The organism is Nocardioides sp. Iso805N (assembly GCF_000364605.1).
Taxonomy (GTDB): domain Bacteria; phylum Actinomycetota; class Actinomycetes; order Propionibacteriales; family Nocardioidaceae; genus Nocardioides.
On record NZ_KB822575.1, the window covers coordinates 613,987 to 634,564 of the forward strand.

At 71.4% G+C, this 20,578-nt stretch carries 18 protein-coding genes; 10 read left to right on the forward strand and 8 right to left on the reverse strand.

Annotated elements, in window-relative coordinates; all coding sequences use genetic code 11:
* Positions 1-35: 35 nt before the first annotated feature.
* Genes H036_RS0102890 through ssd form a run of 4 tightly spaced genes read right to left on the reverse strand, consistent with a single transcriptional unit; the run spans position 36 to position 3,767 of the window.
* Complete coding sequence (locus H036_RS0102890; RefSeq protein WP_232421785.1) at positions 36-776, reverse strand: type II secretion system F family protein; 741 nt, start codon at positions 774-776, stop codon at positions 36-38.
* Positions 773-1,537: a type II secretion system F family protein gene (locus H036_RS21660; protein ID WP_017933270.1), complete on the reverse strand. Its 765-nt coding sequence runs from the start codon at positions 1,535-1,537 to the stop codon at positions 773-775. The genes H036_RS0102890 and H036_RS21660 overlap by 4 nt, the downstream gene beginning before the upstream one ends.
* The gene (locus H036_RS0102900) at positions 1,534-2,697 is read right to left on the reverse strand and encodes a TadA family conjugal transfer-associated ATPase (RefSeq protein WP_017933271.1); all 1,164 of its coding nucleotides are present in this window, start codon (positions 2,695-2,697) and stop codon (positions 1,534-1,536) included. Before H036_RS0102900 ends, H036_RS21660 begins: the two co-directional genes overlap by 4 nt.
* The gene (gene ssd, locus H036_RS0102905; protein WP_017933272.1) at positions 2,694-3,767 is read right to left on the reverse strand and encodes a septum site-determining protein Ssd; all 1,074 of its coding nucleotides are present in this window, start codon (positions 3,765-3,767) and stop codon (positions 2,694-2,696) included. The genes H036_RS0102900 and ssd overlap by 4 nt, the downstream gene beginning before the upstream one ends.
* A 122-nt stretch (positions 3,768-3,889) precedes the next feature.
* Here ssd and H036_RS0102910 point away from each other — a divergent pair, with 122 nt between their 5' ends.
* Positions 3,890-4,702: an HAD family hydrolase gene (locus H036_RS0102910; protein WP_017933273.1), complete on the forward strand. Its 813-nt coding sequence runs from the start codon at positions 3,890-3,892 to the stop codon at positions 4,700-4,702.
* 301 nt (positions 4,703-5,003) lie between these two features.
* Here the strand turns inward: H036_RS0102910 and H036_RS0102915 are convergent, their stop codons facing one another.
* Positions 5,004-5,732: a hypothetical protein gene (locus H036_RS0102915; protein WP_017933275.1), complete on the reverse strand. Its 729-nt coding sequence runs from the start codon at positions 5,730-5,732 to the stop codon at positions 5,004-5,006.
* Between the two features lie 35 nt (positions 5,733-5,767).
* Between H036_RS0102915 and H036_RS21665 the strand changes: the two genes are divergently transcribed.
* A complete protein-coding gene (locus tag H036_RS21665) occupies positions 5,768-6,688 on the forward strand; it encodes a class I SAM-dependent methyltransferase (protein ID WP_017933276.1) in 921 nt (306 codons plus the stop codon).
* Positions 6,689-6,693: 5 nt separating this feature from the next.
* Here H036_RS21665 and H036_RS0102925 read toward each other — a convergent pair whose 3' ends face one another.
* Both H036_RS0102925 and H036_RS21670 read right to left on the reverse strand, forming a co-directional pair.
* Positions 6,694-8,220 carry a class F sortase gene (locus tag H036_RS0102925; protein WP_017933277.1) on the reverse strand — a complete coding sequence of 509 codons (1,527 nt, stop codon included), beginning with the start codon at positions 8,218-8,220 and terminating at the stop codon, positions 6,694-6,696.
* 173 nt (positions 8,221-8,393) lie between these two features.
* Positions 8,394-9,182 carry an SDR family oxidoreductase gene (locus H036_RS21670; protein ID WP_017933278.1) on the reverse strand — a complete coding sequence of 263 codons (789 nt, stop codon included), beginning with the start codon at positions 9,180-9,182 and terminating at the stop codon, positions 8,394-8,396.
* 201 nt (positions 9,183-9,383) lie between these two features.
* Here H036_RS21670 and H036_RS0102935 point away from each other — a divergent pair, with 201 nt between their 5' ends.
* The 6 genes from H036_RS0102935 to acs all read left to right on the forward strand — a co-directional run bounded on the left by H036_RS0102935 (position 9,384) and on the right by acs (position 16,025).
* Positions 9,384-10,502, forward strand: a complete 1,119-nt coding sequence (locus H036_RS0102935) for a sensor histidine kinase (RefSeq protein ID WP_017933279.1) — start codon at positions 9,384-9,386, stop codon at positions 10,500-10,502.
* Complete coding sequence (locus tag H036_RS0102940) at positions 10,499-11,215, forward strand: LytR/AlgR family response regulator transcription factor (protein ID WP_017933280.1); 717 nt, start codon at positions 10,499-10,501, stop codon at positions 11,213-11,215. Before H036_RS0102935 ends, H036_RS0102940 begins: the two co-directional genes overlap by 4 nt.
* Positions 11,212-11,583, forward strand: a complete 372-nt coding sequence (locus H036_RS0102945) for a DUF4212 domain-containing protein (protein WP_017933281.1) — start codon at positions 11,212-11,214, stop codon at positions 11,581-11,583. The genes H036_RS0102940 and H036_RS0102945 overlap by 4 nt, the downstream gene beginning before the upstream one ends.
* 7 nt (positions 11,584-11,590) lie before the next feature.
* On the forward strand, positions 11,591-13,102 hold the full coding sequence (locus H036_RS0102950; protein ID WP_017933282.1) for a sodium/solute symporter: 1,512 nt from the start codon (positions 11,591-11,593) through the stop codon (positions 13,100-13,102).
* Between the two features lie 179 nt (positions 13,103-13,281).
* On the forward strand, positions 13,282-13,908 hold the full coding sequence (locus H036_RS0102955) for an acetate uptake transporter (RefSeq protein WP_026145737.1): 627 nt from the start codon (positions 13,282-13,284) through the stop codon (positions 13,906-13,908).
* A 122-nt stretch (positions 13,909-14,030) separates the two neighbouring features.
* Positions 14,031-16,025 carry an acetate--CoA ligase gene (gene acs, locus H036_RS0102960; protein ID WP_017933284.1) on the forward strand — a complete coding sequence of 665 codons (1,995 nt, stop codon included), beginning with the start codon at positions 14,031-14,033 and terminating at the stop codon, positions 16,023-16,025.
* A 111-nt stretch (positions 16,026-16,136) separates the two neighbouring features.
* Here the strand turns inward: acs and H036_RS0102965 are convergent, their stop codons facing one another.
* Positions 16,137-17,135 carry an agmatine deiminase family protein gene (locus H036_RS0102965; protein WP_017933285.1) on the reverse strand — a complete coding sequence of 333 codons (999 nt, stop codon included), beginning with the start codon at positions 17,133-17,135 and terminating at the stop codon, positions 16,137-16,139.
* 14 nt (positions 17,136-17,149) lie between these two features.
* Here H036_RS0102965 and H036_RS0102970 point away from each other — a divergent pair, with 14 nt between their 5' ends.
* Together H036_RS0102970 and H036_RS0102975 are read left to right on the forward strand one after the other, a co-directional pair.
* Entirely contained in the window at positions 17,150-18,844 is a 1,695-nt protein-coding gene (locus H036_RS0102970) for an amidase (protein ID WP_017933286.1), read from the forward strand.
* A gap of 192 nt (positions 18,845-19,036) precedes the next feature.
* Entirely contained in the window at positions 19,037-20,554 is a 1,518-nt protein-coding gene (locus H036_RS0102975) for a sulfatase-like hydrolase/transferase (protein WP_017933287.1), read from the forward strand.
* Positions 20,555-20,578: the final 24 nt, after the last annotated feature.

Genomic DNA, 20,578 nt, shown 5'->3' on the forward strand with positions numbered 1-20,578 from the left:
CCCTGTGACGTCAATCACCATGCCGGGCCAGGCCCTCACCACTGCAGCGTCGTCAGCAGGCCGCCGACCAGCGGCACGATGCCGATCAGCAGGAACGACGGCAGCAGGCACAGGCCCAGGGGCGCAGCGGCCTTCACGCCGACCGCACGGGCCCTCCGCTCCACGTCGGCGCGTGCCTGGCGGGCGAGGTCGTCCGCCAATCGGCCCACGGCGGCGGCGACCGACATTCCGCCCTCCTGAGCGCGGGCCAGGGTGCGGCCCAGCGGGGCGAGCGCGGGATCCCGGCCGAGCGCCGCCCAGCCTGCTGCGGGATCAATACCGAGTCGCATTCTCACCGCGACAGGCCGGAGACGATCGGCGGCCGGACCGGGCAGCGCGTCGGCGACGATCTCCAGCGCTTGGGCGGGCGGTGCGCCTGAGTCGAGGGCCAGCCCCAACAGCCGGACGACATGGGGCAGCTCACTGGCAGCCCTCTCGCGAGCACGTCTGACCGGCATCGGCTCGACCCGTCCGATGCTCGTCCAGGTCAGTGCCGCTGCGACCGGCGCGGCGGCAGCTCCGAGGGGGCCACCGAGGAAGGCGTAGGCGCCTGCACCTGCCGAGCTGGCCAGGAGCCACCGCCAGCGGTGCATCCAGCCGACGTCAGGTGCCGGCTCTCGCGCGTCAATCGGCTCCCGGTCGATGCGGGCCCCACCCGGCGGGCGCAGCGCCAACATGACTGCGCATGCCAGGCACGCCCCCGCGCCCCACACCTGCCACGGTGCGGCGCCAGTCACGGGTTCACCCCGGCCGCGATCCGTTCGATCCAGGCCAGCCCGACCCAGCCGATCAGCAATCCGAGGGTCAGCGCGGCCAGCCCGACCGGCGTGCCGAGCAGGAACGCCCACGGCCGGCCACCGACGCCCGAGCCCATCAGCAGCGCCGCGACCGGCAGCAGTCCGACCAGCCGCGCGGTCGCCCTGGCCGAGGCCAGTTCGCCGATGACCACCTGCCGGGTTGCTGCCCCAGCGCGCAGGTCCAGGGCCACCCGTTCCACCGCTTCCGCCAATCCCTGGCCGGTCCGATGCGAGACCTCCCAAGCTGCGGCAACCATGCGCAGCTCACCGGCGCCAGGCAGGCGTCCGGCGACCTGCCGCAACGCGGCCGGGACGTCGGCGCCCATCCTGAACGCCTCCGCGACAGGACGCAGCTCGGCCCAGTCGCTTGCACACCGGTCCAACGCGGACCCCGGCGGCTGACCGGACGACAGCTCCGCGGCCAGCTGTTCGCAGAACTCGACCAGGCGGGTCGCCACCATCGCGGCGGCCGCCCGACGACCACGCGCACGCCACAACAGCCAGCCGCCCAGCACGACGCCCGCGGCGATGCCCACGAGCGGCCACCACTGTGCCGGCAAGACGAGCACCAGGCCCACCGAGGCCGCCACCCAGAGCCAGTGCGGCTGAATGCTTCTCGCGCCGTCGGGCGCGGGCGGCACCTCGACGAGCAGGGCCGCGGCTGCTGCGGCCGTCAGACCGGCCGCAACGTCCGGGCTCATGAGAACAGCCTGGCGAGCGCCTCGGCAGCCGGTCCCTCGCGCAGCCCGTCGGGCCCCCACGCGACCGCCAGCTCCATCACCACCAGGCCGGCCGGCTCGCGTCGCGGCAGCGCGATCTCCTTGAGTCGGCGTCGACCCTCGTCACGGCCGAGATGCAACACCACGTCGAAGGCGGACGCCAGCTGGCTGTGCGCTGCCTCCCGGCCGAGTCCGGCCGCGAGCGCCAGCGCCTCGATCCGAGCCGGCACGTCGATCGCGGAGTTGGCGTGCAACGTGCCGCAGCCGCCCTCGTGGCCGGTGTTGAGCGCGGCCAGAAGATCGACGACCTCGGCACCGCGGACCTCTCCCACCACGAGCCGGTCTGGCCGCATCCGCAGCGCCTGACGCACGAGCGCGCTGACCTCTACCCGACCGGCCCCCTCGATGTTGGCCGGACGACCCTCGAGACCGATGACGTGCGGGTGCCGGGGACGAAGCTCGGAGGAGTCCTCGACGATGACCAGCCGCTCGGCGGGGTCGGCGAGGGACAACAACGCGGCCAGGAGGGTGGTCTTCCCGCTGCCTGTGCCGCCGGTGATGAGGAAGGCGCGTCGGCTCGCCACCAACCGCCGCAGGAGGTCGGCGCCGGGCGCGGTGACCATGCCGCGCTCGACCAGCTCAGCTAGGTCGAAGGCACGCTGCTGCGGCACCCGCAACGAGATCGCGGTGCCAGGACGCGCCAGAGGCGCGAGGACGGCATGGAATCGGGTCCCATCGGCCAGCCGGACGTCCGCGTACGGCGCCGCGTCGTCCAGCCGCCGGCCCGCGGTGGCAGCCAGTCGCTGCGCGAGGCGGCGTACGGAGGACTCGTCGGGGAACCTCACCGCGGCCGCTTCCAGCCCGGCGCCCCGGTCCAGGAAGACCTGGTCGGGGCCGTTGACCAGTACGTCGGTCACCCCCGGCAGCCGCAGCAGCGGCTCGAGCGGACCGGCTCCCACCACATCCCGGCGCAGCGTCTCGTAGACGGCCAGCACCGTCGCATCGCCGACCGGACGACCCGCAGCTCGCAATGCGTCGGCCACCCGGTGCGGGGTCAGGGGACCGGGGCTGTGCGCCAGCCACTCGCGCACCCTGTCGACCACCTCCGGAGCCAGGTCGAGCCCGGCGCCCGAGAAGCTCATGCCGCCACCGCCCGCACCCGGCAGAGACTCAGAGCCTCCGCCGTCGCCCGCGCCAGCGGACCCCGTCGCGAGCGCAGCGGCCCGAGGCCCAGATCGATCGCCTCGGCCAGACCACGCTGGTCGGTCATCGTGGCTCGCACCGGAAGTCCAACGGTCCGAGCGATGGCATCGGGGCTCACGCCCGTCCCACGTACGACGAGGGCGATCTGCCCGCTGTCCGCACCGAGACCGCCGCCGCGATCCACCAGACTGTCGACCAGTCGCGCCGCAGAGGCGATGCCGGTGATCGAGGGCGTCACCACCACCAGCACCTCGTCGCAGCGACCGATCAACTCGGCGCTGCCAGCGCCCCGCGGCAGGTCGAGCACCACTGTCTGGTGGCCGCGCGCCGCTGCGGAGAGCACTTCGCGCACCGCCACCGGATCGGGCATCGCCGCGCGACCGGCTGCGCCAGGCGCCCAGGACAGCGCACCAAGGGCACCTCGGCGTGGCAACGCCTCGCGCAGCGACCTCGAGCCGAGCCGGCCGGCGGTGTGGGCCAGGTCGGGCCAGCGGACGCCGGGCTTCTCCTCCATGCCGAGCACCCGGTCGACGCCCGGCCCCAGCGGGTCCGCATCGACGACCAGCGCCGGACCGATGTCCGCGGCTGCCTGTCCGAGCGCGCACGCGAAGGTCGTTGCCCCGGCACCACCCGACCCGCTCAGCACGCCGAGAGTGAGGCCGCGACCACCGGGATCATCGCCCAGGTCGGTGAGCAGCGTCGTCAGCCACGATGCGCCGTCGGGCAACTCGACGACGTGCTCGGCGCCGACCGCGAGGCCTGCCCGGAAGACGTCCTCACCGGCCGAACCCCACCCGACGACATGCACCGCGTCCCGCCTCGGCGGCCCCATCCGGGCCAGGCCGACCAGCAGATCGGCACCGACCACCACGGCCGGTGCTCGCGACCACGCCCGCAGGGCGGTCGAGAGGTCACGGGCCACTTCGGGAGCGGCGCCGGCTGCTGCGGCCAGCCGCAGCAGCTCGTCGAGGAGCAGGTCGTCGGCGGTGATCAGGAGCAGTGCTGTCATGTTTGGGAGCGTGCCCGGGACCCCCGACGTACCGAACTCGGGAGGAAGGTCCCTGTGGATCAGGACGCTCGAAGCCGTGATTGTGGACCGAAACTGACCGAGGCGGCACCTACGATGGAGACATGGACCTGGGAAGAACGGCGCCACCGCGCGAGGCCGCGTTCTTCGATCTCGACAAGACGATCATCGCCAAGTCGAGCGCACTGGCGTTCAGCAAGCCCTTCCTGGCCGGGGGGCTGATCTCTCGCAAGGCCATGCTGCGCAGCGTCTACACCCAGTTCGTCTACGTGATCGGCGGCGCCGACCACGACCAGATGGAGAAGATGCGCCAGATGATGTCCGAGCTGGTCACCGGCTGGGACGTCAACACGGTCCGGGAGATCGTCGCCGACACCCTGCACAACGTCGTCGACCCGTTGGTCTACGACGAGGCGGTGCAGCTGATCGAGCAGCACCATGCCGAGGGCCGCGACGTGGTCATCGTGAGCGCCAGCGGCACCGAGGTGGTCGAGCCGATCGGCGCCCTGCTCGGCGCCGACCACGTGGTCGCCACCCGCATGGAGGAGAGCGACGGCCACTACACCGGCACCATCGCCTTCTACGCCTACGCCGAGCACAAGGCCGAGGCGATCCGGGAGCTCGCCCGCACCCGCGGCTACGACCTGAGCCGCAGCTACGCCTACTCCGACTCGATGACGGACCTGCCGATGCTCGAGGAGGTCGGCCACCCGTTCGCGGTCAACCCCGACAAGGACCTGCGTCGGGCCGCCAAGGAGCGCGACTGGCCGGTGCTGGTCTTCACCAAGCCGGTCGCGCTGCGCACCTCGCTCCCTCCCGCCGGCCCCACCCTGGCCGCCCTCGCCGTGGGCGGCGTGGTGGCCATCGGCGGAGTGCTCTGGGCCGGCGCACGGGCACGTCGGCGCCTCGGCGCCTGACGCGCCGTCCGCAACCAGCTTCACCAGCGCATCACCGCGCGTGGCTCATCCCCCGGAACGGGTGGAAGTCAACCCTTGAAGCGCCGGGCAATGCGGCGTAGAACAGAGTCAAGAACAACTTGATACCCACACGTGACCGGGGTACCCACGCGGCGATCTACCCTTCCTACAGGGCGCCATGCCGAGCCGGGAACCAGTCCCGCGGCAGCAGTTGATGATGCACGCTTGGTAGCCCAGGGTCCCGTGTTCGCGGTGGCACTCGATCAGTCGGTCGGGTGCCACCAGCTTGTCTCGGATCGATTCACAACGCCTCACGGCGCAGCGGCGATGCCTCCGCACCGGCGGTGAAGGCTTCTGCGGCGTACAGCAGCCAGGAGTGGATGCCCGTGCGCTGGCCCGACGCGTAGCCGCGCAGGTTGGACTCGTAGGCCTCGCGCAGCGCCAGGTGACCTGCCTCCGGCACCACCAACGAGGTCGGGTCGACGCCGCGCGCCACCAGGACCAGCCGCTCGGCGGCGCGGGCGACGATCCCGTTGTGCGAACCGAACGGAGCCACCGTGGCCAGGTCGGCGTGCGCGATCGAGGCGATGATCAGCGCCGGGGTCGTCTTGTCGGTGGTCAACAGCTCGGCGAGCCCGCGCAGGCGCTCGACCTCGTGCGCCCCGCGTGGTCGGCCCAGCTCCCCGTCCGGAAGCGTGCCGGCGGCAGCGAGGGCGTGCAGCCGGGCGAAGGCCTGCAGCGGCGTCTGGCGCAGCACCGGCACCAGCGAGAGCAGCTCGGCCGAGAACCGTACGGCGTCGCGGGCGATCGCATCTCCCCCGGACTCGCGGACCTCGGCCAGCGTCGAGGCCGAACCCTCGAGCACCGCCGACGCGTGCGCTCCGCGCAGCAACGACTCCCCCGTGATGTCCGGCGCCGTACGCCGAAGGCCCCGATCGCGCAGCATCACGTCGATGCCGTCGCGCGCTCCGGCGAAGGCGGCGGCGACGCCCTCGAGCGACACGAGCCAGGCCAGCGGTTCGTCAGTCACGAGCCCAGACCCTACGCGGCGCTACCCTGAGCAGGATGACCGATCCCGCCCTCTCGTTCGGAACCGCAGCCGCCGCCTATGACCGTGGCCGGCCGCCCTATCCGCGCGAGGCGGTGGCGTGGGCGCTGGGCACGACGCCGCTGCGGGTGCTCGAGCTAGGTGCCGGGACCGGCAAGCTCACCGAGGTCCTCCTCGACCTCGGCCACGACGTGTTCGCCACCGAGCCCGACGAGAAGATGCTCGACGTGCTCTCGACGAAGCTGCCGGACCTCCGCGCCACGGTCGGCACCGCCGAGCAGATCCCCGCCGGCGACCAGCAGTACGACGTCGTCGTCGCCGGGCAGGCGTTCCATTGGTTCGACCCGATCGCCGCGCTGCCTGAGATCAGTCGGGTGCTCGCGCCGGGCGGTCGGCTGGTGCTGCTGTGGAACGAACGCGACGATCGCATCCCGTGGGTGCGCCGCCTCGGCAAGCTGATCGGCCGCCCCGAGCGCGACGTCGATCCCACCGGTGTCATCGACGACTCGGCGATGTTCAGCGCCGTGGAGGAGCAGCAGTTCCGGTTCTGGCAGGTCGTCAACCGCGAGACCATCCAGGACCTGGTGCTCTCCCGCTCCAACGTCACCGTGCTCCCCGAGGAGGACCGCGAGGCCAAACGGGTCGAGGTGCTGGCCTTCTATGACGACTACGGCCGCGGTATGGACGGGATGCAGCTGCCCTACACCTGCCGGGTCTTCCGGTCGGCCGTGCTGGAGCACGCCCGGCCCGCCCCGGCACCCGCCACCTCGCCGATCCTGTTCAGCGAGCCGCCGACGACGGCCCCACCGTCCGGGCCGCCGCCCTCCATGACCGACACCGCCCACCGCCTGCCGCGCGTCGTCGTCAACGGCGTCGGCGCGCACGGCAGGGGTGAGAACGATGGCGGCGACGACCTGATCCTGATCGACTTCCGCTGAGATCCTTACCGGACCGGCACCGCCACGACCACCAGGTTCTGGCGGTAGTGGAAGTGGCCGCCCGGCTCGCTGACGCGTCCAGCGCAGGTCACCAGTTCCAGCCGGTGCGCGCCGGTCGTTCGGAAGAGGCTCGCCGGCAGCCTGTTCCGGTCGTACGCCGTGCGTGAGACCACCTTGAACCGCAGGGTTCGTCCGCCGGCCGTGACCGAGACGATCTGACCGGGCTTGGCGTTGCGCAGGTTCCAGAACGCCCCGGGACGGTCCGACCGGTCCGAGACGTGACCGGCGATCACCGTCGTACCGATGAGCTCGTCGATCGCGGCCGAGGACCTGAGCCACCCGGCGGCGCGAGCGCCCTCGGGCACCGTCATCGAGCCGCGGGAGGAGCCGACGGTCTGCAGCGAGTCGTGGATGCCGACTGCCGGGACCGACACCGCGGACAGGGCGGCACGGCGAGCGTCGACGGGGACCTCTCCGGCGAACCCTGTCGGGATCCGGTCGACGTCAGGGCGCGGACGGTGGGCCGTCACCGGCGAGCAGCGCTTCGCATTGCCGTTCGAGGTGACGACCCAGGCGTAGTAGCCGGGCCTCGTCACCTGCAGCGCCCTCGTTCGGACGGTGCCGTTGCCGCTGGTGAAGCTCACCGCGCCGACCCTCGGCACAGTGGCGCGCACCGGCCGGTGTGCGGTCGGGCCGTAGAGGGTCGCGGAGCCTGAGACGGTCGCGCCGCGAGGCAGACCGGAGACCCGGATGACATCGCGCAGCGAGGTGGCGTGCAGGGTCCCGTCGTGACGCACCCGGAGGGTCACCGTCTGCCTGCTCGGCCCACACGCGAGGTGTGCGTGGGGGCTCGCCGGGAGGACGTCGTCCTTCGGCGGAGCCGTCTGGGGCGGAACGCAGGCCGTGCTGTCGTGCACGCTGCGCCGGTCGATCAGGGTCCACGGCGCCGCCGGCTTGTCGGTCGTCCAGTTCGCGGCGGTCAGGTCGGTCGAGGTGGCCCCGCCGGTCAGGTAGTACACGGTGGTGGCGGGGGTCGCGGCGCTGTCCACGATCACCCGGGAGTCGACGTCCGTGGTGGCGGTCGCAGCACCCGGATCGTGCGTCGACCAGGCGCTCCAGGGACCCCACGCGGTGTACCCGGCGGTCGTGGTGATCTTGGTGGCGTTGTATGCCACGATCACGTTCGGGCCGCCGTACGCGGCCAGCGAGATCGTGCCCTGGCCGAGGTAGGCCGCCGGGACGCCCGAGGGCCCCCACACGATGTTGATGATCACCGCCGGGATGACGTACCAGGTCCCGCTGTCGGCCTTCACCCACTGGCCGGCGACCGCTTGGCCGCGGACGTAGGTGGTCCCGCCGTCCACGAAGTTCCAGCCCCGGATGCTCTTGATCTCCTCCGAGCCGTAGAGGGGCGTGCGCGCCCGCGTCCGGTACTCGGGATGCGACACGGCAGCCACGCCCGGAACGACCTTCTCGTAGCGGAACTCCTCGTGATCGGTCGCGCACGTGCCACCGGTGATGGCAGCGTGCACAGGAGCGACTCCGAGAAGCGCTCCGACAATCCCCATGATGAGGCCAAGCCCCATTGCCAACTGCTTGTTCATTTATTTTCCCCACGTCGAGTGCTTCGAGGTGAGTCTTTGCAGCAGTTGGGCTCGGATCGGCCAGGGGTGCGGCGTTGTACCCCAAAGTGGGGTCGAGCCGCTCAGACGCTGCGCCAGTCCTCCGACTGCAGGTCGTGCCCGTGCGCGGCCATCAGCATCAGGCCCCCGTCGACGACGTACGAGGCACCGGTGACGTACGCCGCGCGCGGGCTCGCCAGGAACCCGATCACCGAAGCCACCTCGTTCACGTGGCCGGGCCGACCGGTCGGGTTGCCCGGCCGGGAGGTCGCGTAGGCGTCCTGCTCCTCGGTGCCGGTCATCTCGGTGGCGATCTCACCCGGAGCCACGGCGTTGACGGTCACGCCGTGCTCGGCCAGCTCCAGCGCCATCACCTTGGTCAGGCCGCCCAATCCGGCCTTGGCCGAGCAGTAGGCGGCTGCCCCGTAGCGCGGGACGTGCTCGTGCACGCTGGTGACGTTGACGATCCGGCCACCGCGACCGGCGTCGACCATCCGCTGCGCCGCCCGCTGGGCAACCAGGAAAGGGCCGTCGAGGTCGGTCGCCAGCACCTGGCGCCAGCGCTCGTAGGACAGGTCGAGGACCCGATCGTTGTGCCCGGTACCGGCCACGTTGACCACGACGCCGAGGCCGCCGAGGCGGTCGGCGAGGCTGTCGACGACATCACCGGCGTGAGGACTGGCGGCGTCGTACGGCTCGACGAAGGCGCGCTGTCCACGCTCCTCGACCGCGCGCACGGTCGCCAGCAGGGCCTGCTCGTCATGGTGGAAGGTGAGGCCGACGTCGTATCCCTCGGAGGCGAGCAGCGCAGCGGTAGCGGCGCCGATACCCGAGTCGCTGCCGGTCACGATCGCGAGTTGCGGATGGCTCATGCAAGCCCGGTAACCGCGGCCCTGCGGGGTTAACGACGCTCGATGGGACCGGTCGGTGTCGTCGGGCGACTTCTCGGGCGCCTCGACAAGCTCGGCGTACGTAGCTCGGCGGGCGCGGCCCGGCGAACCTGACCCCTCAACCCGCAGAAAGTGACCTCTCGACGCCGGGAACGCGACGAGGTCTCAACTAGCCTGTGATCCATGACACGCTGGAGGCGGCGCCACGGCCACCTCGGCACCGAGGCGGACAGGGCGACATTCCGGACGCTGCACACCGCCTCGCTGATGACCAGCGCCCTACGTGAGGGCCTGACCCTCACCTCAGCGGCAGACTCCGTCAAGCACCTACGCTCCCTCGTCGCCGCGCCCGCGGTCGCGCTGACGGACACCGAGGCGCTGCTGGCGTGGGACGGCGGGGCGGTGCAGCACGAGCAGCACGCCGCCCAGCTCGCCCGCGACGGCATCGCGGACGGGTCGACGACGGTGCGCGACCACCGGGAGTTCCGGTGCGGCAACCCGGCCTGCGACATCCGGCACGCTGTGGTCTCGCCGCTGACGGTGGAGGACCGGGTCGTCGGCACGCTGCAGGTCTTCACCGCGCGCACCTCCGCGATCCTGGTCCGAGCCACCGACGAGCTCGCGCACTGGGTCAGCGGGCAGCTCGAGCTCGGCCAGCTCGACGTCTCCCGGTCACGCCTGATGGAGGCCGAGGTCCGGGCGCTGCGGGCACAGATCAGCCCGCACTTCGTCTACAACAGCCTGACCGCGATCGCGAGCTTCGTCCGGACCGATCCCGACCGCGCCCGCGAGCTGCTGCTCGACTTCGCCGACTTCACCCGCTACTCCTTCCGCCGGCTCGGCGACTACACCACGCTCGCTGAGGAGCTGCAGTCGATCGAGCGCTACCTCGTCCTGGAGCAGGCCCGGTTCGGCGATCGGCTCGGCGTGACCCTCCGTGTCGCCCCCGAGGTGCTCCCCGTGACCATCCCGGTGCTGAGCCTGCAGCCGCTGGTGGAGAACGCCGTACGTCACGGGTTAGCGCCGCGACCCGACGGCGGCACCGTGCAGATCGTGGCCCGCGACCTGGACCGGGAGGCGGTGATCACCATCGAGGACGACGGCGTCGGTGGCGATCCCGAGCGGATCCGGCGCGTCCTGGCCGGGGACGCCAGCCTCGACTCGGTCGGGCTCTTCAACGTCGACGAGCGGCTGCGATCGACCTTCGGCGACGACTACGGCCTCGTCGTGGAGACCGCCCCGGGGGCCGGCACGAAGGTGACGGTGCGGGTCCCCAAGTACGCCCACGGAGTCCGCCCATGAGCCTGCGCGTCCTGATCGTCGACGACGAGCGCCCCGTCCGCGACGAGCTCACCTACCTGCTCGAGCGCGACGACCGGATCGCGTCGGTGACCGCCGCCGACTCCGGCACCGAGGCGCTCCGGCTGCTGCGCGAGCATGACGTCGACGCGGTCTTCCTCGACATCGCCATGCCCGGACTCTCCGGCCTCGACCTGGCCGCGGTGCTCGCCCGCTTCCGCACCCCGCCGCGGATCGTCTTCGTGACCGCGCACGCCGAGCACGCGGTCGACGCCTTCGACCTGCACGCCGTGGACTACCTGCTCAAGCCGGTGCGCGAGGAGCGCCTGCGCGAGGCGGTACGCCGGATCACCGACGTCGGGGGGACCGCGCCCCAGGACGACACGATCGCGGTCGAGCTCGGCGGCGTCACCCGGCTGGTGGCCCGCTCGACGGTCGTCTACGTGGAGGCCCAGGGCGACTACAGCCGGCTGCACACCGCCAGCGGCAGCCACCTCGTGCGCCTGCCGATCTCCAGTCTGGAGGAGCGCTGGCGCGACACCGGATTCATCCGGATCCACCGCTCGCTGCTGGTCTCGCTGCGCCACGTCGACGAGATCCGCGAGGACGACGGCCACGTCGCCGTCATCGTCGACGGCCGCGAGCTGCAGGTCAGCCGGCGACACACGCCGGCACTGCGCGAGCAGCTGCGGCGTACCCGTCGAGGTGACGCGTGAGCAACACCAACCCGGCTCCTCGGGTTCGCGTGACCGCACCGGCCGCCGGCCGGCCGCGGCGAACCACCGTGGCCCGTGAGATCGATGCGCAGAGCCCGGTCGGCGAGGTCTACATGCGCTCGCTGGTGCGCAGCCAGCTACGGCTCGCCCTCGGGCTGCTGTTCGTGCTCGTGCTGACGGTGGGCGCTCTGCCCCTGCTCTTCGTGTTCGTGCCGTGGCTGCAGCACGGCCGGGTCCTCGGCGTACCCCTGGCGTGGCTGCTGCTCGGCGGCGGCTGCTACCCGGTGATCATCGCCCTGGCGGTCGTCTACGTACGCCGCGCCGAACGCAACGAGCGCGCGTTCCAGGACCTGGTCGGGCCCCGGTGACCACCCGGTGAGCGCGAACGCCATCGCCGCCCTGGCGGCGCTGCTGGTCTCGGCGCTGACGCTCGCCGTCGGCGCGTTCGGTCTGCGGCTGGCTCGCACCACCAGCGACTTCTACGTCGCCTCGCGCGCCGTCGGGCCGGCGACCAACGCCGCCGCGATCAGCGGGGAGTACCTCTCCGCCGCGTCGTTCCTCGGGGTCGCCGGGCTGGTGATGGCGAGGGGCGTCGACATGCTCTGGTACCCGGTCGGCTGGACCGCCGGGTATCTCGTGCTGCTGCTCTTCGTGGCCGCTCCGCTGCGCCGCTCGCGTGCCTACACGCTGCCGGACTTCGCGGAGTTCCGGCTGGAGTCGCAGCGCGCCCGCACCCTGGCCAGCGCACTCGGCGTACTGATCGCGGTGCTCTACCTGATCCCGCAGTTCCAGGGCGCCGGACTGACGGTGCACGCGCTGACCGGTGCGCCGGCCTGGATCGGGTCGACCGCCGTCGCGGTGGTCGTGCTGGCCAGCGTGGTCGGCGGCGGGATGCGCAGCATCACCTTGGTGCAGGCGGTCCAGTACTGGCTCAAGCTGGCCGCGCTCCTCGTCCCGCTGGCGTTCCTGCTCACCACCCGCCACGGCGGAGCGCCCGGGGCCGCGGCCCGCTTGCACAGCACCGACTGGCTGGAGCCGATGCGTGGCCCGCACAGCCTCTACCTGACCTACTCGCTGATCGTGGCGACCTTCCTCGGCACGATGGGGCTGCCGCACGTGGTGGTCCGCTTCTACACCAACCGGGACGGCTTCGCGGCCCGCCGCACCACCGTCACGGTGCTGGGCCTACTGAGCGTCTTCTACCTGCTGCCGCCCGTGTACGGCGTGCTCGGGAGGCACTACCTACCCAGCCTCAGTGCGACCGACGCGACCGACACCGCGGTCCTCGACCTACCGGGCAGCGTCTTCGGCGGGACCACCGCCGACCTGCTCACCGCGGTGCTCGCGGCCGGCGCGTTCGCGGCGTTCCTCTCCACCTCCTCGGGGCTGGTCCTCTCCATCGCGGGCGTGCTCGGGCAGGACGTCCTGGGCCACCGGTTCGGCGGGGTCGCCGCCTTCCGGATCGCCGCCACCATCGGGGCGCTGACCACACTCGCGCTGACCTTGCTCTCCCCCGGCCTGGCGGTGGCGCACGCGGTCGAGCTCGCCTTCGCCGTGGCCGCCTCGACGTTCGCGCCGATGCTGCTGCTCGGCATCTGGTGGCCGCGCCTCACCGCGGCCGGCGCCATCTCGGGGATGGCCGTCGGCGGAGCGCTCTCCACCGCCGCCGTGGCGATCGGGTTGAGCGGGCGCAGCTACGGCGGGCTGGGCGGCGCCATACTCTCTCAACCGGCGCTGGTCACCGTGCCGCTCGCCTTCGCCACCATGGTCTGCGTCTCGCTGGCCACCGCGCGACCGTTGCACGTGGCCCGGACGATGGTGCGGCTGCACACGCCGGAAGCCGTGATGGTGGACCGCGGCGGATTCCGGGCGCGCGGCGCCGACTGAGCCGCCGCTCGTCGCAACGAAGACACCGCTCGTCCCGTGTGACGCAGCGCACACCGCAGGCTCGGCACCGTCCGGCGATGCCGGCACCCGCACCTGTAGTCGCGGCCGCCACGACCTCATAGCGTCGTGATGCCCGGGCATCCGGGATGGTCCAGTCCTGCATCTCGAAGGAGCACGACATGTCCAGCAACTTCAGCACCGAGCACCCGGCGGAGGCGCCCGTCTCGCGGCCCCTCCCGGGCGCTCACATCGCAGATCCCGCTCCGCTCGGGCTGGCTGCGTTCGCCCTCACGACCTTCGTCCTCAGCTGCGTCAACGCCAACATCGTTCCGCAGGCCCTCGTCGGCGGCGCACTCGGTCTCGCGCTCGCCTACGGCGGCATCTGCCAGTTCACCGCCGGGGTCTGGGAGTTCGCGAAGGGCAACACCTTCGGCGCCACCGCGTTCTGTTCCTACGGTGGCTTCTGGGTCTCCTTCTGGTGGCTGGCCGAGAAGGACCTGGCCAAGCTCGGCCCCGACGGCTACAAGGTCGTCGGCGTCTTCCTCCTCGGCTGGGCGATCTTCACGGCCTACATGACAGTCGCCGCGACCCGGGTCTCCGGTGCGGTGCTCGGTGTATTCGCGCTGCTGACCGTGACCTTCGCGGTCTTGGCGATCGGTTGGTTCGACAAGGAGTCGTCGAGCTGGATCAAGGTCGGCGGTTACCTCGGCATCGTGACAGCGGCCGTCGCCTGGTACACCTCCTTCGCCGGTGTCACCGCCTTCACCTTCAAGCGCCAGGTCCTTCCGGTGGGACCGCGCGCCTGAGCCGGCACCCGCACACCGCGACCCGCCTCTTCGTCCACCGCCGGTCCGCCTACGCCACCTTGGATCTTCGGGCCTAATGTGGCGTAGGCCACCTCTACCGACCCGCACCGGGAAGTGATCACGTGAGTACTGCTTCATCAGACGCTGGGAACCTGTCCAACCTGCTCCACGAGAACCGGCGCTTCGATCCGCCGGCCGAGCTCGCCGCGAGCGCGAACGTCAAGGCGGAGGCGTACGACGAGGCCAGCGCTGACCGCGACGCGTTCTGGGCCAAGGCCGCCGACCGGCTGACCTGGGCGCAGAAGTGGGACCGGGTGCTGGACTGGGACAACGCGCCGTTCGCGAAGTGGTTCGTCGGCGGCCGGCTCAATGCCGCCTACAACTGCGTCGACCGGCACGTCGAAGCCGGCAACGGCGAGCGGGTCGCGATCGACTGGGTCGGCGAGCCGGTGGGCGATGAGCGCACCATCACCTACGCCCAGCTCAAGGACGAGGTCTCCCAGGCAGCCAACGCGCTGACGGCCCTCGGCGTCGAGACCGGCGACCGGGTGGCGATCTACATGCCGATGATCCCCGAGGCGATCGTCACCATGCTGGCCTGCGCCAGGCTCGGCGCCCCGCACACGGTGGTCTTCGGCGGCTTCTCGGCCGAGGCACTCGCCAGCCGGATCGAGGACTGCCAGGCAAAGGTCGTGGTCACCGCCGACGGCGGCTACCGTCGCGGCGCTGCGTCCGCGCTCAAGCCTGCGGTCGACGAGGCCCGCGAGATCGCGGCCCGCGCCGGGCACGAGGTCGCCAAGGTGCTCGTGGTCCGGCGTACGGGGCAGGAGGTCGCGTGGGACGGACCCGAGACCGGCGGCCCCGACGTGTGGTGGCACGAGACCGTCGCAACCGCCTCGACCGATCACACCCCGGAGGCGTTCGACGCCGAGCACCCGCTCTACGTCATGTACACCTCCGGCACCACCGGCAAGCCCAAGGGCATCCTGCACACCACCGGTGGCTACCTGACGCAGGCGGCGTTCACGCACTGGGAGGTCTTCGACCTGAAGCCCGAGACCGACGTCTACTGGTGCACCGCCGACATCGGCTGGGTCACCGGCCACTCCTACATCGTCTACGGGCCGCTCGCGAACGGTGCGACCCAGGTCCTCTACGAGGGCACTCCCGACTTCCCCGAGCGCGGCCGCTGGTGGCAGATCATCGAGGAGAAGAAGGTGACGCTCTTCTACACCGCCCCGACCGCGATCCGCTCGTTCATGAAGCAGGGTCACGACATCCCCGACCAGCACGACATGTCGAGCCTGCGGATCCTCGGCTCGGTCGGTGAGCCGATCAACCCCGAGGCCTACGTCTGGTACCGCCACGTCATCGGCGGCGACCGCACGCCGGTCGTGGACACCTGGTGGCAGACCGAGACCGGCGCCATGATGATCAGCCCGCTGCCAGGGGTCACGCACGGAAAGCCCGGCTCGGCGATGACGGCACTGCCGGGCGTGGGCGCCGACGTCGTCGACGACGAAGGTCACCCCGTGGCCAACGGCTCAGGCGGCTACCTTGTGCTCACCGAGCCGTGGCCTTCGATGCTGCGCACGATCTGGGGCGACGACCAGCGCTACGTCGACACCTACTGGGCGCGCTTCAAGGACCAGGGCTACTACTTCGCCGGTGACGGCGCCAAGAAGGACGAGGACGGCGACCTGTGGGTGCTGGGCCGCGTCGACGACGTCATGAACGTGTCCGGCCACCGCCTCTCCACCACCGAGATCGAGTCGGCCCTGGTCTCGCACCCCTACGTCGCCGAGGCGGCCGTCGTGGGCGCCACCGACGAGGACACCGGCCAGGCGGTCGTCGCCTACGTCATCCTGCGCGAGGGTGCACCCGAGAACTGCGAGAAGGAGCTCTCCGACCACGTCCGCAAGGAGATCGGCCCGATCGCCAAGCCCAAGCGGATCATGGTGGTGCCCGAGCTGCCCAAGACCCGGTCGGGCAAGATCATGCGGCGCCTGCTGCGCGACCTCGCCGAGGGCCGCGGCGTCGGGGACACCACCACGCTGGCCGACTCCTCGATCATGGAGCTGATCGCGGCGGGACAGGCCCAGGCCACCGACGACTGACACGTCGAGAGGTCACCTTCCGCACCTCGAGAGGTCACCTTCCGCACGTCGAGTGTCCACCTCGCAGGTGGTCGCCCGGTACGCCGCCGACCACCCGCGAGGTGCTCGCCCTCAGCGCGGCGAGGGCTGCTGCTGGGTGATGCAGTGGATCCCGCCGCCACGGTCGAACAGCGGACGGGCATCGACCGTGACGACGTCGCGGCCCGGGTAGGCCTCCCGGAGCACGGCGAGGGCGTCGGCGTCCCGGGCGTCGTCGAACGAGCAGGCGATGACGCCGCCGTTGACCACCAGGTGGTTGACGTAGGACCAGTCCACCCAGCCCTCGGCATCGCGCAGCGTGCTCGGGGCGGGCAGCTCCACCACCTCGAAGCGCTCGGCCAGGAGTGCGTGCAGCGACCGGCTCACCTCGTGGTCGGGGTGGGCGGGGTCCTGCTGGGCGTGGAGCAGGACGCGGCCCGGTGCGGTGAACGTCGCGACGATGTCGACATGGCCGCGGGTGCCGTACCGCTCGTAGTCGCGGGTCAGCCCGCGCGGGAGCCAGAAGACCTCGCTCGCGCCGATGGTCCGGGTGAGCTCGGCCTCGACCTGCTCCTTGGTCCAGTCCTCGTTGCGGCCCTGACCGAGCTGCACGGTCTCGGTGACGAGCACGACGCCGGTGCCGTCGACGTGGATCGCGCCACCCTCGTTGACCATCGTCGAGCCGATCCGCGGCACGGCCGCCGCCTCGCAGACCCGGGCGCCGATCAGCTCGTCGCGGTCCCAGGTCGCCCAGTCGCACTGGCCCCAGCCGTTGAAGACCCAGTCCACCCCTGCCACCGAGCCGTCGGCCTGGTGCACGAACGTCGGGCCGATGTCGCGCATCCAGGCGTCGTTGAGCGGCGCCTCAAGGATCTCGATCTCCGGCGCGAGCAGCCTTCGGGCGGCGGCGGCCTCACCGGGGTCGACCACGACCGAGACCGGCTCGAACGCGGCGGCCGCGTTGGCGACGGCCGCCCACGTCGACCGTGCCTCCTCGGCATCCTCGGCGGTCTCGCCGAGCGAGTAGCCGGGGGCCGGGAAGGCCATCCAGATCCGGTCCTGAGGCGCCCATTCGGGAGGCATGATGCTCATGGCACCATCCTCCTATGTTCGATGTCGTCGAAGCGACCATCCCCCACCTGCGCGGCGCTCTCGAGGCCGGCGAGGTCACCGCCGTCGAGCTGGTCGAGGCCTATCAGGCCCGCATCGCGGCGTACGACGCCTCCGGGCCACGCCTCAACGCAGTCGTCGTCGCCAACCCGACCGCGCTCGAGGAGGCCCGCGCCTCCGACGAACGGCGGGCGCAGGGTGCGGTCCTCGGGCCGCTGGACGGCATCCCCTACACGGCCAAGGACTCCTACTTGGTGCGCGGGCTGACCGCCGCTGCCGGCAGCCCCGCCTTCGAGCACCTCCTCGCCCAGCGCGATGCCTTCACCATCGAGCGGCTCCGCGGTGCCGGCGCGATCTGCCTGGGTCTGACGAACATGCCGCCGATGGCCAACGGCGGCATGCAGCGCGGCGTCTACGGTCGCGCCGAGAGCCCCTACAACGCCGACTTCCTCACCGCGCCCTTCGGCTCCGGCTCCTCCAACGGGTCGGGGACGGCGACCGCGGCCAGCTTCGGCGCCTTCGGCCTGGGCGAGGAGACCTGGTCCAGCGGCCGGGGTCCGGCGTCCAACAACGCGCTGTGCGCCTACACCCCGTCGTGGGGCGTCATCTCGGTGCGCGGCAACTGGCCGCTGGTGCCGACGATGGACGTGGTGGTTCCGCAGACCCGCACGATGGTGGACCTGCTCGAGGTGCTCGACGTGGTGGTCACCGACGACGCCGAGACCCGTGGCGACTTCTGGCGCGTCCAGCCCTGGGTCGAGATCCCCGCGGCGAGCGCGCTGCGCCCCTCGTCGTACGCCGCCCTCGCGGAGGGCCGCGACCTCGCCGGCGTCCGCCTCGGGGTGCCGCGGATGTACATCAACGCCGACGAGGCTCCCGACGGCGTCGGCATCGGCGGTCCGACCGGGCGCCGGATCGAGACGCGACCCTCGGTGATCGCGCTGTGGGAGGCCGTTCGTGCCGACCTCGAGGCGGCCGGCGCCACGGTCGTCGAGGTCGACTTCCCGGTGGTCAGCAACTACGAGGGCGACCGGCCGGGTGCACCGACGATCAAGACCCGAGGCCTGGTCAGCCCGGAGTACCTCCGGAGAGAGATCGTCGACCTGTCCGCATGGGCGTGGGACGACTTCCTCGCCGCCAACGGCGACCCGGCGCTCGACTCGCTCACCCAGGTCGAAGGCGCGACGATCTTCCCGCACCCCGAGGGTGCGCTGCCCGATCGCTACACCGGCTTCGACGACGACATCGCCACCTATCCCGAGCAGGTCCGCGCGCATCCCTACGCGGCGCTGACCGACATCCCCGAGCTCGAGTCGGGGGTGCACGCGCTGGCCGAGACCCGACGGGTCGACCTTGAGGAGTGGCTCGACGGGCTGGGTCTCGACGCGGTGCTCTTCCCGGCGGTCGCGGACGTCGGCCCGGCCAACATGGACGTCGACCCCGACTCCGCCGACCTCGGCTGGCGCAACGGCGTCTGGGTGGCCAACGGCAACCTGGTCATCCGCCACCTCGGCATCCCGACCGTGACGGTGCCGATGGGCACGATGTCCGACATCGGCATGCCGGTCGGGCTCACCATCGCCGGCCGTGCGTACGACGACACCGCGCTGCTGCGCCTCGGCGTCGCGATCGAGGCGACCGGCCAGCGGCGTACCGAGCCGTCCCGGGCGCCTCGACTTCTCGCCCCCTGACCACCCCGAGAGGTCACCTTCCGCAGGTTGAAAGGTCACTTCCACGCGGCGAGAGGTCACATTCCGCGCTGGACGTGACCACTCGACCCCGAGAAAGTGACCTCTCGACTTTGGTGGCGAAGGCTGAGCGGTCGCTGTCCATTTCCTGTTACACTAGTAATTCAGTCTTGTTATAAGTATACGGGGGAACGGGTGAGGTCGCGCGCAACACTGGCCACGCTGGCCGTCGGCGCGTTGGCCGTGAGCGGCCTCTTCGGGCACACCGCCCGCAAGCCGCAGCCGGTCGCGGCCTCCCCCTCACCCAACATCCTGCTCATCACCGCCGACGACCTCGCGGTGCATGACCTGGACTACATGCCCAACACCCGACGGCTGCTTGCCGATGAAGGCGTCACATTCAGCGACGGCATCGCCCCCACGCCGTTGTGCGTCCCGGCTCGGGCGAGCCTGCTCAGCGGGCAGTATGCGCACAATCACGGCGCCCGCACGATCTCGGGCCCGTACGGCGGCTACCAATCCTTCGACGACCACGACACCATCGCCACCGCCCTGCAGGAGGCGGGCTACCGGACGATGTTCGCCGGCAAGTACCTCAACGGCTACGGCAAGGACGGCACCGAGTTGGTGCAGCCGACCGGCTGGAACCAGTGGCGGGCGACGGTGGACCCCTCCACCTACCGCTTCGTCGACCCCAAGATGAACATCGACGGGGTACTGAAGCGCGAGAGCGGCTACACCACTGATGTGATGACCCGGCAGTCCGACAGCATGATCGGAGGCGCCGCCAAGGTCCGGAAGAAGACCGGGCAGCCGTGGTTCGAATGGCTCAACTACGTCGCGCCGCACGTCGGCGGCCCGGCCGGGCCCGATGACCCGGTCAAGCGCTATGCGGGCACCGATGCGGCGTACAGGGTGACGGTCCCGGCCGCCCGCGACCGGAACACGCTGCGCGACGTCCGGCTGCCGACGACACCCGACATGTTCCCGGAGGACACCCATGACCTGCCGCCGGGATCGCCGCGGCACAAGCGGTTCACCCAGCAGCAGAAGGACGCGCTGCGGATGGTCTACCAGCGCCGGCTCGAGACGGTGCTCAGCCTGGACCGCGCGGTCGGTCACGACGTCGCCACCCTGCGCCGCACCGGCCAGTTGGCGAGCACGCTGATCATCTTCACCTCCGACAACGGCTACACCGTCGGCAGCAGCAACATCAACGGCAAGCTGTGGCACTACGACCCGATCATCAGCATCCCGGTGCTGATGCGCGGGCCGGGCGTCCCGCGGGGCACCACCACGCGGACGCCGATCACCAACCCGGACATCGCCGCGACGATCCTGGCGGCCGCCCACGCGACGCCGCCGCGTCCGCTGGACGGCGTCGACCTGTTGCCATGGCTGGACCGGCCGGCGCAGCTGCGCGTCATCCCGATCGAGGCGTGGAAGCTCGCCGACGGGTCCCAGCAGCTCTACTGGGGCGTGCGGGCGGGCGCCTGGACCTATGCCCGGCTGCGGGGTGGCAACGAGCTCTTCGACCGGAGCACCGACCCCTACGAGCTGCGCAACCTGGCCGCCGATCCCGCCTACCACGTCACGCTCGTGCGGTTGCGCGAGCTGGCTCGGCGCTACCGCACCTGTGCTGGCGACACCTGCCCGAAGACCTTCACCCCGCTCAAGACTCCGGACCAGCTCCCGCAGCAGGGGGCGACGTGAGCGTGTGGCACGAACTGAGTCACG